The organism is Hymenobacter convexus (assembly GCF_030580955.1).
In the GTDB taxonomy this organism is placed as follows: Bacteria; Bacteroidota; Bacteroidia; order Cytophagales; family Hymenobacteraceae; genus Hymenobacter.
Window position 1 is genome coordinate 129,448 of sequence record NZ_JAUQON010000009.1, and the last position, 14,477, is coordinate 143,924.

Sequence of the window (14,477 nt, forward strand, 5' to 3'; positions counted from 1 at the left end):
CTGGCGAAAGGTAACGAACGGCGCCTTTAGTCACGCCCGGGCCGGCCTGCGTAGAACCCGGACCCTACGGCCTCTCTTCTTCCGCTATGAAACCTGCTTATCGCATCGGCTGCTCCGGCTTTTCCTTCCGCGACTGGAAGGGCGTTTTCTATCCCGAAGGTCTGCCGCCGCGCAAGTGGTTTGACTACTATTGCACCCAGTTCAACACGCTAGAGCTGAACGTGACTTTCTACCGTATGCCGGAGCCAAAGGCCTTCGAAACCTGGCACAGCCAAAGCCCGGCCGACTTCCGGTTTGCCGTGAAAGCGCCGCGCCAGGTCACGCACTACAAGAAATTCAACGCTGAGGCCCAGCCCATCCTGGCCGACTTCTACGGCACCGTGGCCGAGGGCCTGAAGGAAAAGCTGGGCCCCGTGCTGTTCCAGCTGCCGCCCAAAGCCGCCTACACCGAGGAACTGCTCCACCGCCTGCTCGACAGCCTCGACCCGGCCTTTCAAAACGTGGTCGAGTTTCGGCACCCTAGTTGGTGGGACGGGGAGGTACAGCGCACGCTGGCCCGCCACCGCATCACCTTCGTGGGCCAGAGCTACCCGCCCCCGCTGGAACTGCCCGACGAAGTGGTGGTCAATACCAATACGATTTACTACCGCTTCCACGGCGTGCCGGAGCTGTATAAGTCGCCCTACAGTCCGGAGTTTCTGGCGCGGGTAGCCAGCGAGGTCAAAGCCGCCGAAAACGTGCGCGAAGTGTACCTGTTTTTCAACAACGGCATCGGGGCCGTGAGCGTCGAAAATGCGCGCCAGATGCAGCAACTCCTATAAAAAACCCGTCCTGCAAAGCGACTTCATAAGTGTCGCTCTGCAGGACGGTTGATGATGCGTGCCGGGCCAATTATTCCTTCTCTTTTAGTGAGGCCATGTCAATGACATAGCGGAAGCGCACTTCCTCGTCCATCATCTTGTCAAACGCCTTGTTGATGTCCTGCATGTCAATCATTTCCACTTCGGGCAGGATGTTGTGCTGGGCGCAAAACTCCAGCACCTCCTGCGTCTCGGCGATGCTGCCGATGATGGAGCCGGCCACCGAGCGGCGGTGCATGGCCACTTCCTGGTTGTTGAGCGGTGCCTTATAGGGGCCCAGCAGGCCCACCGTCGTAATGACGCCGTTGCGCTTGGCCAAGGTCACGTAGTCGTTCACCTCGAAGGCATCGGGAATGGTGATGAGGATGAAATCGAACTTCAGCTCGTGCGCTTTCATGGCGGCGGAGTCACTGGAAATCAGCACCTCGTGCGCGCCCAGCCGCTCGGCATCAGCCTGCTTTTCCTTGTCGCGCGTCACGGCCGTTACGGTGGCGCCCAGCGCCCGCGCCAGCTGCACGGCCATGTGGCCCAGCCCGCCAATGCCCACCACGGCCACGCTGCTGCCGGGGCCCACGTTCCAATATTTGAGGGGCGAATAGGTGGTGATGCCGGCGCACAGAATGGGCGCCGCCGCCTTGATGTCCAGCGCATCAGGAATGCGCAGCACGAAATCTTCCTTCACCGTGATGTTGGTCGAATAGCCACCGAAGGTGTTGAAATCCTTGTTTTGCGGCTTCATGTAGCCATTGTAGGTGGCCGTCCAGCTCACGGGGCCTTCGCAGTAGTTTTCCTCCTTTTCCCGGCAGGCCGGGCAGGTGCCGCAGGAGTCAACCATGCAGCCCACGCCCACAATATCACCCACCTGGAACTTGGTCACGGCGCTACCGGCCTCCACCACGCGGCCCACGATTTCGTGGCCCGGCACGCAGGGGTAAATCGTGTTTTTCCAGTCATTTTTTACCTGGTGCAGGTCCGAATGGCACACGCCGCAATACAGGATGTCGATGTGTACTTCGTCGGCTTTGGGCGCTTGGCGCTCGATTTCCATTTCGGAAAGGCCGTTAAAAATAGAGTTGCTGGCGCCGTAGGCTTTGGTTTTGAAAACTTCCATAAGGTTTTTGGGAGAAGAGGGAGTGTGAAAATGAAGTCGGTCAGGTGCTTGATAGCGAAGTCGTGTTGCGAAGGATGAGCCGGCTTTTTCAACGGCTTTTTTGCCCCGAAGTTGACCTTGTGCCCCTATAATATTCGGGCAAAAAATGGCCTCAGCTATATTTAAATGGCCTTTCTATCCATTGGGCAGCAGGCTGTCAGTGGTATCCGTTGTCGAATTCCGATTGCCAGCAGTTGGGGCCAGCGCCGCATCTTTGCCGCATGAAAACCTTGCTCCTGCCCACCAAAACCTACCGCCTCAACGGCCGCCTCTGGCTCGAAACCGAGGACGGCCGCTTCCTCGGCATCGGCCGGCTGGAGTTGCTGGAGCGCATCGCCGAGTTAGGCTCCATCTCGAAGGCCGCGCAGGCCATGGGCATGTCCTACAAGCGCGCTTGGGACCTGGTGAGCTCTTTGAATGCGCAGGCCAGTACCCCGCTGGTGGCCACCCAAACCGGTGGCAGCAAGGGCGGTGGCGCGGCCGTCACGGAGGCCGGCCGGGAAGCCATTGCGGCCTTTAAAGCGATGCAAGACCGATTTCAGGAATTCATGGCCGCCGAAACAAAGCGCTTGCATGACAGTTAGCAAGCGGCGAGGCGTTATATCTTTGCCAATATAACGCCACTTACTGCCTCTGCTTTGATGTCACCCGTTACCCTTGCGCCGGCTCGATTTTTAATTACACTAGCAGTTTGCCTGTTGGCGCTGCCGGGCCTTGCGCCGGCCCAAACGCCCGCCCCCGCCGGCGTGGAGGTGAGCGGGGCCAACCTCGCTCAACCCGTCCGCCTGAGCCCGGCCGCACTGGCCAAACTGCCACGCCAGCAGGTGGTACGCCCCGACCACGACGGCAAAAAACGCACTTATTCCGGCGTGGCGCTTTCCGCCGTGTTCACGGCGGCCGGCGCCAAACTCGGCGCCGACCTGCCCCGCAAAGGCATGGCCCACTACGTGCTGGTGAGCGCCGCCGACGGTTACCAGGCGGTATTTGCCCTGGCGGAATTGAGCCCGGATTTCGCCACGCGCACCGTGCTGCTGGCCGACCGCTGCGATGGCCAGCCGTTGCCCGCCACCGCTGGCCCCTACCAGGTCATTGTGCCCGACGAGAAAAAAATGGGCCGCTGCGTGCGCCAGGTACAAAGCCTGCGCATTGTGGCCGCCCGGCCCTGATATCCCCCCGTTTCCCTTCTCCCCGCCCGTATGCCCGCGTGTCTACCGTGCCGCAGCCGCCCAGCGCTGCTCGCGGCCATTGCCCTCCCGGCAATGGCCGCCCATGCCCAAACCACTGTTCCCGCCGACACAACCCGTAAAAACCTTAACCTGGAAGAAGTCGTGGTGTCGGCTTCCCGGGTCGAAGAGAGCTTTTTGCAGTCGCCCGTCACGGTCGAAAAGCTCAATGCCCGGGCCTTGCGCCTCACGCCCGCGCCCTCGTTTTTCGACGCCATCGAGCATTTGAAGGGCGTGCAAGTCATCACCCCCAGCCTGAGCTTCAAGGTGATAAACGCCCGGGGCTTTGCCAATACCACCAACGTGCGCTTCGCCCAGTTGGTGGATGGCATTGATAATCAGGCCCCACACATCGGCGGGCCCATCGGCAACATCCTCGGGCCCAGCGACCTGGACATTGAGCGCGTGGAAGTGGTGCCTGGCACCGCCTCGGCCCTCTACGGACTGAACGCCATCAACGGCCTCGCCAATTTCAGTACCCGCAATCCCTTTCGCTCGGAGGGGCTGAGCGTACAGCAGAAGACCGGCCTCAACCACGTGGGCGACGCCAGCACCGGCGCCAAAGCTTATTCAGAAACCAGCCTGCGCTACGCCAAAGTACTGGTAGCCGACAAGCTGGCCTTCAAAGTGAACGGCACGCTGCTGCGCGGCTACGACTGGGTGGCCAACGACCAAACCGACCTCAACGCCGCCGGCAATGCCAAAGTGGGCCTGCTCGGGGCCGACAACCCCGCCCGCGACCCGGTGAACAGCTACGGCAACGAGTCGTCGGACCGCAGCAACTTCACCCTGCTCAGCACCCCCGACCCGCAGAGCGCCAAAACCTACCAAGTGGCCCGCACCGGCTACGACGAGCGGGACCTGGTCGACTATAACCTTAAGACTATCAAGGCCGATGCGGCGCTGCACTACCGCCTCAAGCCCAATGCGGAGCTAAGCTACACCTACCGCGTGGCCCGCTTCGACAACGTGTATCAACGCTCGAACCGCTTCCGGCTGCAGAACTATTTGCTGCAGCAGCACGCCCTGCAGCTCGTGACGCCGGTGGTGCAGGCGCGGGCCTATTTCACCCAGGAAAACACCGGGCGCAGCTACAACCTGCGCTCGATGGGCGAAAACCTGGACCGAAATTTTAAGCCCGACGACCAATGGAAGCGCGACTTCACGGCGGCCTGGAATGGCGCCATCACGGCCGGCCAGACCGTGGCCCAGGCGCAAGCCGTAGCCCGCGCGGCCGCTGACGCCGGCCGCTACCAGCCCGGCACGGCGCTGTTCGGCCAAAAGCTGGGCGAGTTGCAGGACATCAACAACTGGGATGTGGGCGCCGCCCTGCGCGTGCGCGCCAACCTGGCCCACGCCGAGGCCCAGGTGAACCTGGCCGAAGCACTGCGACGCGGCGGCCACCGCCTACCCGCCAACCTCGACCTGCTGGCCGGCGCCGACCACCGCACCTACATTGTGGTACCCGACGGCAACTATTTCATCAATCCCAACCCCGGCCAGGACCCGCTCACCGACAACCTCACCTATTCCAAAACGGGGGGCTTCGTGCAAGCCGGCGGCCGTTTTCTCGGCGAAAAGCTGCGCCTGACCGCCACGTTGCGCGCCGACAAAAACGACTATTTTGATGTGAAGTTCAACCCGCGCTTCACGGCCGTTTTCTCGCCCACCATGCGGCAGAATTTCCGTTTGAGCTACCAGACGGGCTACCGTTTTCCGAGCTTATTCGAAGGGTTTTCGAACGTAAACAGCGGGCAGGTGAAACGCATCGGCGGGCTGCGGGTGATGTCGGACGGCGTGTTTGAAAACAGCTATTTGCGCAGCAGCATTGACCTGTTTACCAAAGCTGTGACTGACGCGGCCAACGCTAACACCTCCGCCACGCTAACGGCGGCCCAGAAAACCCAGCTGGCCGTGGAGCAAAACAAAAACCTGTTGGTGCGAAACCCCTACACCTACCTCAAGCCCGAGTACATCCGCTCGCTGGAGCTGGGCTACAAGGCGGCGCTGGGCCCCGGTGGCCGGCTGCTGGCCGACGTGGATTTCTACTACAACGCCTACCGCGACTTCATTGCGCAGGTCGAAGCCTACGTGCCCGTCACGGCCACCAGCACCCCCATCACCAACGCCGACCTCAGCACCGTAGCTACTGCCCTGAACACCCGCACTGGCCAGGCCCGCTACCGCCTCTGGACCAACTCGCAAACCCAGGTGTACAACTACGGCGGCTCGCTGGGCCTGCGCTACGAGCTGGCCGGCGGCTACCTGGCCGGCGCCAACACCACCTACACCCGCCTCGACCGCACCGCCACCAGCGACGGCCTCGAAGACGGCTTCAACACGCCCCGCTGGGCTTACAACCTCAGCCTCGCCAACGAAAACGCCTACAAGCGTTTGGGCTTTGGCCTCAACCACCGCTGGCAGCAGGGCTACTATTCCCAAACATTCCTAGTGAACGGCGAGGTAGCCGCTTACCACACCCTCGATGCGCAGCTGAGCTACACGGTGCCCGCGCCCAACCTACGCTTCAAGCTAGGTGCCAGCAATGTGCTGAACCAGTACTACGTGTCGTACCTGGGCGGGCCCAGCGTGGGCGGGCTGTATTACCTGACCGTGACGTATGAGGTGAAATAGCCAGGCTACCCTCGCCATGGCAAACGGACAATAAAAAAAGGCCCGCTCTCACCGAGAGCGGGCCTTTTTCTTCCTTAAGCGTTGTGGTTACTTACGCTTAACCGGCGCCTTTTTAGCGGGAGCCTTTTTGGCCGGGGCTTTCTTCACGGGTGCCTTGCCGGCGGTGGGTCGGCCTTCCGGCGTTTTCTGCAACTCCGAGATGGTGGGCGCGGGACCGTACTTCACCTCGGCCGAGTTGGGCTCGCCGGTCAGGTAGAGGTCAAATTCCACGCGGCGGTTCAGGGCCTGGCCAGCGGCTTTCGCGTTGTCGGCAATCGGCTTGGTTTCGCCGTAGCCGCGCGATTCGATGCGGTCGGCGGGTACGCCCTGGCTCAGCATGTAGGTGCGGGCCGAAGCGGCGCGGTCGTACGAGAGACGCAGGTTGTAGTCATCGGCGCCTTTGCTGTCGGTGTGGCCGGCAATGCTCATCGTGTAGTCGGGGTATTCCGACATGAGCGCGGCGAGGTCTTTCAAAGTCGGGTACGAGCTGGGGAGCAGCACGGCCTTGTTGAATTCGAAGTTGATAAACTTCGTGGCCTCTTGCAGGCGTTTCTTGGCTTCGGCTTTAATCTCAGGGCAGCCTTTGTTCGAGGCTGGGCCGGCACGGTCCGGGCAACGGTCCTGGTAGTCGGGCACACCGTCACCGTCGCGGTCGAGCGGGCAGCCGTTGGCGTCCACTTTCACACCGGCCGGGGTACCGGGGCACTTGTCGTTCTGGTCAATCACGCCGTCGTTGTCGGCATCGGGGCAGCCGCCCAGCTCAGCCTTGCCGGGGGTATCGGGGCACTTGTCGTCGGCATCGGTGATGCCGTCGCCGTCACGGTCGGGGCAGCCTTGCAGGGCGGCCACGCCTTTCACGTCGGGGCACTTGTCCTGGTAGTCGGGCACGCCGTCGCCGTCCTTATCGAGCGGGCAGCCGTTGGGGTCCACGGCCACACCGGCGGGGGTACCGGGGCACTTGTCCTTCTTGTCCGAAACGCCGTCTTTGTCTTCGTCCTTGGCTTTGCCCAGGGCCACCGTGATGCCCGCCTGGTGCAGCAGGAACCGGTCATAAAGCTTGTCGGGGTTGACAGTCGGTCCGTACAAGTTGTCCACCCGCTCGGTGAACGGGTAGTGGTAGCTGGTGGTGAGGTCCAGCGAAACTACTTCGCTGAGCCGGAATCGCAGTCCCGCCTGGCCAAACACCTCGGGCCGCCGAATTTGATTGATGCCAAAGTCCTGGCCATTGGCCCGTCCTGAGCTGTTGGCCAGGAACATGCCGCCGCCGCCCATGAGGTAAGGTTGGATAAACGACTCTTCCTTGAGAATCTTACCGTTGTTGAGCTTGAGCTTGATGCCCAAATCCACCATGCCGATGCGGGCGTCGAAATTCTCCCCTGCCCGCAGTTCGCTGCTGAACTTGTAGGTTTCGTAGTAGCCCAGCAGCGCTACGTCGAACGAGGGCGACAGGTAGCGGGTGATGGCCCCGCCGCCGCCGACCATCAGGTCGTTGCCGGAACGGTTCCAGAAATCGGAGCCCATGTTGCCGCGGTATTGCAACAGGCCAACGTTAGCGCTAAGTGCCGTTTTTCTATCGGGCGTCTGGGCTTGTGCGTGCGGGGCGACCATGCCGAGCATGACGGCCCCCAGTGCAGCGCCCCTGAGGAGTTGAGGTTTAAAGAACATATTTTTTTAGTGATGGTGGGGAGAAGTACGGTTCCGAACCCGGCCTAGCGGGCCGTTTGGGATGTGCTGCTATACCCTATCCACACGAAAAAGTTGTTCAACTATGCGGTTCATCTTACAACAACCATACATCAAACGCCTGTTGGCCAGACAATAACCAAGCTCCAAGTACAGCTTTTCATTGCGAACTAGTCTGCTCATAACGAAAAAGGCCAGCGCAAATGCGCTGGCCCGGCTAGTCGTAGCAAGATGAATTGCAGCTATTTTTTCACCCGCGAAAACTTCGCATCCCGGCTGCCTCCGGTCACCAGTATCTGGTCGGTTGCGGGCAGGTATTTGACGGGCACTTTCTTCACGCCGTTGTCAATCATGATGGCCTGAGCCGTGGAATCGTAGATGCCCGTCAGGTCGTTCAAGCCTTCGTGAATAAAGAAATTGTCGCCCGAGCGTTGGATGCGGGTGTGCGTCTGAGAGTTGGTATCGTCGCTTTTCCACTCGCCCACGAACTTGTCTCGAGGGTTTCCTTCGGGCGTTTTGGGCTTGTCGGGCCCGCAGCTTCCCATCATGCCAATCAGCGCAATCAGGAGCGCCTGTTTTGCCCAAGTAATCATATTGCGCACGTTTTTCAGAGGTTTTCGAGCTTAAAACCGGCCAAAGTTCAAGCCCAGAATCAGCACGATGCCGATAACCATCAGAATGAGGTAGGTCTCGACAGCGCCCGTCTGCACGTAGCGCAACAGGGCCCCGCCACCATTCACGGCGCGGCCAAAAACACCCACAGCAGGGTTGATGATGCCGTTTTCCACGAACTTATAAAGGCCCGTCGACAGCCACATTACCGGCCGCGTAAACAGCGTGTTGTACAGCTCGTCGATGTAATACTTGTGGTACACTAGGCTCTCGGGTGCCGAGCGCTGGGCTTCGTCCTCGGCCGGGCGCGTGGCGCGGGCCACGTACATCACATACGCCAGAATAATGCCCAGCAGGCCAGCGGCTACCGAGGCAATCATGAGCATCAGCTCGGTGTGCTCGTCGGGCTTGGCGGAGAAAACCTCCGGCAGCAGGCGCTGCGAATAGGTGAAAATCGGGGCCAGGTATTCGGCCAGGTAGTGGTGCCCGCCCGTGAACATGGGCGCCCCCATGAAACCGCCCACGGCCGCCAGAATGGCCAGCACGATAAGCGGGAACGTCATCGAAGCCGGCGACTCGTGCAGGTGGTGCTTCTGCTCCTCGGTGCCACGGAACTCGCCGAAGAAGGCCAGGAACAGCAGGCGGAACATGTAGAATGCTGTGAGGAAAGCCGTGAGCAAGCCCATGGCCCACAGCACTTTGTTGTGCTCGAAGGCGTGCGCCAGGATTTCATCTTTGGAGAAGAAACCCGAGAAAGGCGGAATGCCCGAAATGGCCAGGCAGCCGATGAGGAACGTGAGGAACGTAATGGGCAGCGCCTTGCGCAGGCCGCCCATGCGGCGCAGGTCCTGCTCGTTGCTCATGGCGTGAATGACGGAACCGGCGCCCAGGAACATCAGTGCCTTGAAGAAGGCGTGCGTGAGGACGTGGAACAGGGCCGTAGAATAACCCATCACGCCCAGCGCCAGGAACATATAGCCCAGCTGCGACACCGTGGAGTAAGCCAGCACCTTCTTGATGTCGTTCTGCGCCAAGCCGATGGTGGCGGCAAACAGCGCTGTGGCCGCGCCTACAATGGCGACGACTTGCAGCGTATCGGGCGAAAGGGTGAACAGCACGTTGGCGCGCAGCACCATATAGATACCAGCCGTCACCATAGTCGCGGCGTGAATGAGGGCCGAAACCGGCGTGGGGCCGGCCATGGCGTCGGGCAGCCAGGTGTAGAGCGGCAGCTGGGCCGACTTGCCCATGGCGCCCACAAACAGCAGCAGCGTGATGGCCGTGCAAATGCTCACACCATACGTTCCGAACTGCCCGAGCGAGGCTTTCTGGAACACCTCGGCGTACTGCACCGAGTTGAAGGTGAGGTAAATCAGGAAGATGCCGAGCAGGAAGCCCAGGTCACCAATGCGGTTGATGATGAAGGCTTTTTTGGCGGCGTTGTTGTAGCTGGTGTTCTTGTTCCAGAAGCCGATGAGCAAGTAGGAGCACAAGCCCACGCCTTCCCAACCGATGAAGAGGATGACGAAGTTGGCGCCCATCACCAGCAGCAGCATGCTGAAAATGAACAGGTTCAGGAAGCTAAAAAATTTGCCCACGTTTTCGTCGTGGTGCATGTAGCCGATGCTGTAGACGTGAATCAGGAAGCCCACGCCCGTCACGAGCAGCAGCATAATCAGGCTGAGCTGGTCAATCTGGTACTGGAAGGGAATCTGCAGCGAGCCCACCGAAATCCAGTCGAAGAGCTGCACGGTATACTGGTACTGGAAATTCAGGAACAGCATCACCGAAATCAGGAACGAGCCCAGCACGGTGGCGCTGCCAATAAGCCCGGCCACGGTGCCAGACAGCTTCTTGTTCAGCAGCCCGTTAATCAGGAAGCCCAGGAAGGGCAGCAGCGGAATGAGAACGTAGAGAAACGTAGAATACGGGGCGTTGGCGCCGGGGAGAACGGTTTCTTGCATGGGACTAATCGTTGTCATGCTGACGAAGGAAGCACCCTATCACGTCAGCTTTCAGCAGTATTTCCCCGAGCGGCGCAGGTGTGCGAAGGTCCTCCGCTGCGCTCAGGATGACAGACTTTTATTGCAGCACTACCACTTCAGCCGGCTGAGCAGGTTGACGTCGGTGGTTTGGTAATTGCGGTAAATCATGACGATAATGCCCAGGCCCACCGAGACTTCGGCGGCGGCCACGGCCATGATGAAGAACACGAAAATCTGCCCGTTGGCATCGGCGCGGTAGGCCGAGAAGGCCGTCAGCAGGATGTTCACCGCGTTGAGCATGAGCTCAATGCACATGAAGATGATGATGGCATTGCGCCGCACCAGCACGCCCGTGACACCAATGGCAAACAGGGCCGAGGCGAAAAACACGTAGTACTGAAGCGGAACGGTCCGAATGACTTCGGGGATGGTTTGGGAAACGGTTGGGTCCATGCGCAAGGAAACGGCGAAAGGGCTGTGCAGCCGGCCGGCCGGCAAAGGTACCCTGAAAAACGAAAAATCAGGGGTTGATTTTGCGGGTGGGCACTTATAGTAAAGAACGTCATGTCGAGCGCAGCCGAGACATCTCGCGTGGGCAGTAACTCAATCGTGAAAACGGGTTTGATTACTTCGGCACGCGAGATGTCTCGGCTGCGCTCGACATGACGTTCTTTTTCGGTCAAATAATCCCTTCCAAAAAAATCTTAAAGTAATTTCGAAGGGCCCGCGTCTGTTTATTCAGAATGACAACCATGGCACTTTCGCTCCCCTCCTCCCTTGCGCCGATGACGGCTGCCCAGCAAGACCGCCAGATTGCGGACGCCGTGCGCCAGCAACGCCCGCGGCTGTTGCAGTTCATCCGGCGCCGCATCCCCGACGAAGCCGAGGCCGAAGACCTTCTGCAGGACGTTTTCGCCGAACTCGTAGAAAGCTACCGGCTGCTCAAGCCCGTGGAACAGGCGGCGGCTTGGCTCTTCCGGGTGGCCCGCAACCGCATCACCGACCTCTACCGCCGCAAGCGGCCGGTGAGCCTCGAAGAAGCCTTCGGCGCGGCCGAGGCTAGCGACGACGGTGAGGGCCTGCTGCTGGCCGACCTGCTGCCCGCCGCCGACGACTCGCCCGAAAACCGCCTGTTGCGCGAAACCCTGATGGAAGCGCTGTCGGAAGCCTTGGCCGAACTCCCCGTTGCCCAACGTGAAGTGTTTGTGTGGCATGAGCTGGAAGACAAAACCTTCCGCGAAATGGAAGAGGAAACCGGCGTGCCCCTGAAAACGCTCATTTCGCGCAAGCACTACGCCGTGCTGCACCTGCGCAAGCGCCTGCAGGCACTCTACACCGAATTATTCACCGACTAAATGGGGAGCTGGTGAGGTGGTGAAATGGGGAGTAGTCAAATTGCCTGCTTCAAATTCATCCCAAGCCAATAATTCGCCATTTCACCCCTTCTTATATCACCTATCATGGACCGTAAATTCTGGCTGCTCCGCGGCCTCCGTTTCTTCTTCTTTGCGGCGCTGTTTGTGGCCGTCGTCACCGTCGCCACTCAGGCGCTGTGGAACTGGCTGATGCCTTCACTGTTTCATCTGCCCGTCATCACGCTGGCGCAAACGCTGGGCCTGCTGGTGCTCAGCCGAATACTGTTTGGCTTCCGGGGTGGGCGGCACGGCGGTTGGGCCGCCAAGAAGCGGGCCTGGCAGCAGCGCATGGCCGGCCGCATGGAAAACCTCACGCCCGATGCCCGCGAAAAATTCCGGCAGGAAATGCGCGCCCGCTGCAGCGCCTGGGGCCGCACCTCGGCCAAAACGGCCGACACCCCCGTGCAGCAACCTGCCTAACAAACACTTAATAGTATTCTGCGTAACTATTTTATTGGCGCGGCTCCTTTTCAGGGGGCCGCGCTTTTTTATGTCAATTTTATTTAGACATTTGCCTAAACATTGAAGTCCAGTTATGAATGCCCTATTCAAAGCCCTGAACGACCCCACGCGGCGCGCCATTCTGGAGCGGCTGCGGGCCGGGCCGGCCACTGCCGGGGCCATTGCCGAGCAGTTCCAGTTTTCGGCCCCCACCATTAGCCACCACCTCGACTTGCTGCGCCAAGCCGAGCTCGTGACCAGCCAGAAGCAAGGCCAGTTTGTGGTTTACACCCTCAACATGACGGTGTTTGACGAACTCCTAGGCTGGCTCTACCAATTCAAATCTTAACGCTTTTGCTTCACCTACATTCGGCCTTTCATCATGAAAAAGAACCTGTTGTGGCAGCTGCTCACGCTTGTGCTGCTGGTGGTCCCCTCCTTATACCTGCTGTATGTGTGGCGCGAGCTGCCGGCCCAAGTGCCCACACACTTCGACAGTAGCGGGCAGGCCAACGGCTACACCGGCCGCGAGCACCTGTGGCTGCTCACGCTGGGCCTGCCGCTGGGTGCGGCGGTGCTGCTCAGCGCCCTCCCCTACCTCGACCCCAAGCGCCGGCTCGACGGCGCCAACGCTAATTTCCAGAAGCTGCGGCTGGCGTTGGTGGCACTGCTTAGCGGGCTGGCTTGCTATAGCCTCTATCTGGGTGTGCACCCCGGCACACCGCCCGGCCAGGGGCTGGCCGTGCTGCTGGGCGTGTTTTTTATGTTTATGGGCAATTACCTTACCACCGTGCAGCCCAATTATTTCGTGGGTATCCGCACGCCCTGGACGTTGGAGAGCCCAACCGTGTGGGCCCGTACGCACCGCATCGGCGGCATTATGCTTTGTCTGGCCGGCGTGTTGCTGGTGCTGCTAGCGTTTGTGCTGCCCGCGGCTTGGGTGATGCCCGTGCTGCTCGTGCTGATAGTTGGCACGTCGCTATTCTCTTACGGCTACTCTTATTGGCTTTTTCGGGAGGAGCAGAAAGTAAGCGGAGCAATTTAAATTCAATAATTGCTTGTCCTCTTGATTTTTATGCCCAACATTATTTTGGCTAAGCCAAAATAATGTTGGGCTTTTTCAATTTTGAGCACTATATTTTTTGTTATAATCACAGATTATAAGTGAATTTAACCAGACCAAAACTTGCAAAAGCAGGTGAAAATGTTGTACGTTTGCATCATTCAATTAATACTTGTATTAATGCAACGCATCACCATCCTCCGCATTTCCCCTATTGTAGCCGTCATCGCGCTCCTGCTGACGTCGCTGCCTGGCCGCGCCCAACTGGCCTATAACTATATGCCACGGCCTACTGAAACCGCAGCCAACACAACCGAGCCCGAGGTGGGCAAGGTTGCCGTGAAAACTGCCATGAAAATGGTACATGGCGTGATTCAAAACGAGCAAGGTGCCCTGCCGGGTGCCACCGTATGGCTGCAAGGCAGCCGCACCATCGCCGTTACCAATGCCGAAGGCGAATTTGAGTTGCAGGTGCCAGCCGATGCCCAAACCGTGCAATTGATTTGCAGCTACGGCGGCCTTCAGGAGCAAGTACTGACGTTGACGCCGGTACAGGCCATGGGCTCCATCTACCTGGCGCACAACAAAAAGTCGATAAAGGCTAGCATAGCCCAATAGTTTTTCGAGCCGTAGTCATGCGGCTTGCAAGTAGCACCTTCCTTTCTGCATATCTAGTCTCAAACTGGGAACCCCGACTCGCTATGGTCGGGGTTTTTCTTTAGATATCAGGCAGGAAAACGCCTTGCTTCTATTGGAGCTCAAAAAGTATACATTCACCGGCGAATTCCCAAGGTTGGACGAAGCGGCAAAAAGGCGGGTTTGGTACAAGTCTACATTTGTATCATTCAACAAAGGCAACACCATTGCCACTCTTTTTTTCTGCTCATGCGCTCCTCTTTTCTCCTCTTCGCTTCGCTTCTGACTTTAGCCGCTAGTCTGACCATCAACCTCGTTCAGGCACAGGTGTATGCCAGCAATTCGGCATTTGCATCGGCCAAAACGGAGCCGACACCGGCCAATGGCGCCTCAACGGAAAAAGTAGTGCTTGCTGGTAAAATCACCAACCCGGCTGGCCCGCTGCCGGGCGCCGTGGTAATTCTCACCGCCACCAAGCAAATGGCCGTGACCAACGCTCAGGGTGAATTCGAATTCACTGTGCCCGCTAACGCCGGTGCCCTGGCCGCACTGGTCACCTACGCGGGCTATGCCGACGAAAAAATGACCCTGAACGCCTCGGCCGACGCGTCGACGGTGAGCCTCACCGATGCGAAGGTGATTGTGGTATCGCGCAAGCAGCAGCTCAAGAAATACATTAAAACCGCGCAAAAGCAAGTGAAACACGACCTGAAACAGGCCCGTGTGAAGTAGTTTC

Annotated in this window: 15 protein-coding genes; 10 read left to right on the plus strand and 5 right to left on the minus strand. The window is 59.4% G+C overall.

The window, feature by feature from the left end; genetic code table 11:
- Positions 1 to 86 precede the first annotated feature (86 nt).
- Entirely contained in the window at positions 87 to 821 is a 735-nt protein-coding gene (locus Q4S41_RS18535; RefSeq protein ID WP_305032625.1) for a DUF72 domain-containing protein, read from the plus strand.
- 70 nt (positions 822 to 891) lie between these two features.
- Here the strand turns inward: Q4S41_RS18535 and Q4S41_RS18540 are convergent, their stop codons facing one another.
- Positions 892 to 1,971: an NAD(P)-dependent alcohol dehydrogenase gene (locus Q4S41_RS18540; RefSeq protein WP_305032626.1), complete on the minus strand. Its 1,080-nt coding sequence runs from the start codon at positions 1,969 to 1,971 to the stop codon at positions 892 to 894.
- 260 nt (positions 1,972 to 2,231) lie between these two features.
- On the opposite strand from Q4S41_RS18540, the gene Q4S41_RS18545 reads away from it, so the two are divergent.
- Genes Q4S41_RS18545 through Q4S41_RS18555 form a run of 3 tightly spaced genes read left to right on the plus strand, consistent with a single transcriptional unit; the run spans position 2,232 to position 5,867 of the window.
- Positions 2,232 to 2,594 carry a winged helix-turn-helix domain-containing protein gene (locus Q4S41_RS18545; protein WP_305032627.1) on the plus strand — a complete coding sequence of 121 codons (363 nt, stop codon included), beginning with the start codon at positions 2,232 to 2,234 and terminating at the stop codon, positions 2,592 to 2,594.
- 57 nt (positions 2,595 to 2,651) lie between these two features.
- Complete coding sequence (locus Q4S41_RS18550; RefSeq protein ID WP_305032628.1) at positions 2,652 to 3,176, plus strand: molybdopterin-dependent oxidoreductase; 525 nt, start codon at positions 2,652 to 2,654, stop codon at positions 3,174 to 3,176.
- 30 nt (positions 3,177 to 3,206) lie between these two features.
- On the plus strand, positions 3,207 to 5,867 hold the full coding sequence (locus tag Q4S41_RS18555; protein WP_305032629.1) for a TonB-dependent receptor: 2,661 nt from the start codon (positions 3,207 to 3,209) through the stop codon (positions 5,865 to 5,867).
- An 87-nt stretch (positions 5,868 to 5,954) separates the two neighbouring features.
- On the opposite strand, the gene Q4S41_RS18560 is transcribed toward Q4S41_RS18555, so the two are convergent.
- The 4 genes from Q4S41_RS18560 to nuoK form a co-directional block, all read right to left on the minus strand.
- Positions 5,955 to 7,571 carry an OmpA family protein gene (locus Q4S41_RS18560; RefSeq protein WP_305032630.1) on the minus strand — a complete coding sequence of 539 codons (1,617 nt, stop codon included), beginning with the start codon at positions 7,569 to 7,571 and terminating at the stop codon, positions 5,955 to 5,957.
- A 260-nt stretch (positions 7,572 to 7,831) separates the two neighbouring features.
- Positions 7,832 to 8,182, minus strand: a complete 351-nt coding sequence (locus Q4S41_RS18565; RefSeq protein ID WP_305032631.1) for a hypothetical protein — start codon at positions 8,180 to 8,182, stop codon at positions 7,832 to 7,834.
- A 30-nt stretch (positions 8,183 to 8,212) separates the two neighbouring features.
- Entirely contained in the window at positions 8,213 to 10,165 is a 1,953-nt protein-coding gene (gene nuoL, locus Q4S41_RS18570; RefSeq protein ID WP_305032632.1) for an NADH-quinone oxidoreductase subunit L, read from the minus strand.
- Between the two features lie 129 nt (positions 10,166 to 10,294).
- Positions 10,295 to 10,639, minus strand: coding sequence for an NADH-quinone oxidoreductase subunit NuoK (gene nuoK / locus Q4S41_RS18575; protein ID WP_305014326.1), 345 nt, complete (start codon positions 10,637 to 10,639; stop codon positions 10,295 to 10,297).
- 299 nt (positions 10,640 to 10,938) lie between these two features.
- Here nuoK and Q4S41_RS18580 point away from each other — a divergent pair, with 299 nt between their 5' ends.
- From Q4S41_RS18580 to Q4S41_RS18605, 6 genes are all read left to right on the plus strand, one after another.
- Positions 10,939 to 11,541, plus strand: coding sequence for an RNA polymerase sigma factor (locus Q4S41_RS18580; RefSeq protein WP_305032633.1), 603 nt, complete (start codon positions 10,939 to 10,941; stop codon positions 11,539 to 11,541).
- Between the two features lie 105 nt (positions 11,542 to 11,646).
- A complete protein-coding gene (locus tag Q4S41_RS18585; protein WP_305032634.1) occupies positions 11,647 to 12,021 on the plus strand; it encodes a hypothetical protein in 375 nt (124 codons plus the stop codon).
- Between the two features lie 115 nt (positions 12,022 to 12,136).
- Positions 12,137 to 12,391: an autorepressor SdpR family transcription factor gene (locus Q4S41_RS18590; protein ID WP_305014323.1), complete on the plus strand. Its 255-nt coding sequence runs from the start codon at positions 12,137 to 12,139 to the stop codon at positions 12,389 to 12,391.
- Positions 12,392 to 12,424: 33 nt separating this feature from the next.
- On the plus strand, positions 12,425 to 13,087 hold the full coding sequence (locus Q4S41_RS18595) for an SdpI family protein (protein ID WP_305032635.1): 663 nt from the start codon (positions 12,425 to 12,427) through the stop codon (positions 13,085 to 13,087).
- 141 nt (positions 13,088 to 13,228) lie between these two features.
- Complete coding sequence (locus tag Q4S41_RS18600) at positions 13,229 to 13,723, plus strand: carboxypeptidase-like regulatory domain-containing protein (RefSeq protein WP_305032636.1); 495 nt, start codon at positions 13,229 to 13,231, stop codon at positions 13,721 to 13,723.
- Between the two features lie 267 nt (positions 13,724 to 13,990).
- Complete coding sequence (locus Q4S41_RS18605) at positions 13,991 to 14,473, plus strand: carboxypeptidase-like regulatory domain-containing protein (protein ID WP_305032637.1); 483 nt, start codon at positions 13,991 to 13,993, stop codon at positions 14,471 to 14,473.
- The last annotated feature ends 4 nt before the right edge of the window (positions 14,474 to 14,477 follow it).

Excerpts from the sequence above, each read along its gene's own strand:
- Q4S41_RS18535 (WP_305032625.1), top strand. The coding sequence starts at position 87 with ATGAAACCTGCTTATCGCATCGGCTGCTCCGGCTTTTCCTTCCGCGAC.
- Q4S41_RS18540 (WP_305032626.1), bottom strand. The coding sequence starts at position 1,971 with ATGGAAGTTTTCAAAACCAAAGCCTACGGCGCCAGCAACTCTATTTTT.
- Q4S41_RS18545 (WP_305032627.1), top strand. The coding sequence starts at position 2,232 with ATGAAAACCTTGCTCCTGCCCACCAAAACCTACCGCCTCAACGGCCGC.
- Q4S41_RS18550 (WP_305032628.1), top strand. The coding sequence starts at position 2,652 with ATGTCACCCGTTACCCTTGCGCCGGCTCGATTTTTAATTACACTAGCA.
- Q4S41_RS18555 (WP_305032629.1), top strand. The coding sequence starts at position 3,207 with ATGCCCGCGTGTCTACCGTGCCGCAGCCGCCCAGCGCTGCTCGCGGCC.
- Q4S41_RS18560 (WP_305032630.1), bottom strand. The coding sequence starts at position 7,571 with ATGTTCTTTAAACCTCAACTCCTCAGGGGCGCTGCACTGGGGGCCGTC.
- Q4S41_RS18565 (WP_305032631.1), bottom strand. The coding sequence starts at position 8,182 with ATGATTACTTGGGCAAAACAGGCGCTCCTGATTGCGCTGATTGGCATG.
- nuoL (WP_305032632.1), bottom strand. The coding sequence starts at position 10,165 with ATGCAAGAAACCGTTCTCCCCGGCGCCAACGCCCCGTATTCTACGTTT.
- nuoK (WP_305014326.1), bottom strand. The coding sequence starts at position 10,639 with ATGGACCCAACCGTTTCCCAAACCATCCCCGAAGTCATTCGGACCGTT.
- Q4S41_RS18580 (WP_305032633.1), top strand. The coding sequence starts at position 10,939 with ATGGCACTTTCGCTCCCCTCCTCCCTTGCGCCGATGACGGCTGCCCAG.
- Q4S41_RS18585 (WP_305032634.1), top strand. The coding sequence starts at position 11,647 with ATGGACCGTAAATTCTGGCTGCTCCGCGGCCTCCGTTTCTTCTTCTTT.
- Q4S41_RS18590 (WP_305014323.1), top strand. The coding sequence starts at position 12,137 with ATGAATGCCCTATTCAAAGCCCTGAACGACCCCACGCGGCGCGCCATT.
- Q4S41_RS18595 (WP_305032635.1), top strand. The coding sequence starts at position 12,425 with ATGAAAAAGAACCTGTTGTGGCAGCTGCTCACGCTTGTGCTGCTGGTG.
- Q4S41_RS18605 (WP_305032637.1), top strand. The coding sequence starts at position 13,991 with ATGCGCTCCTCTTTTCTCCTCTTCGCTTCGCTTCTGACTTTAGCCGCT.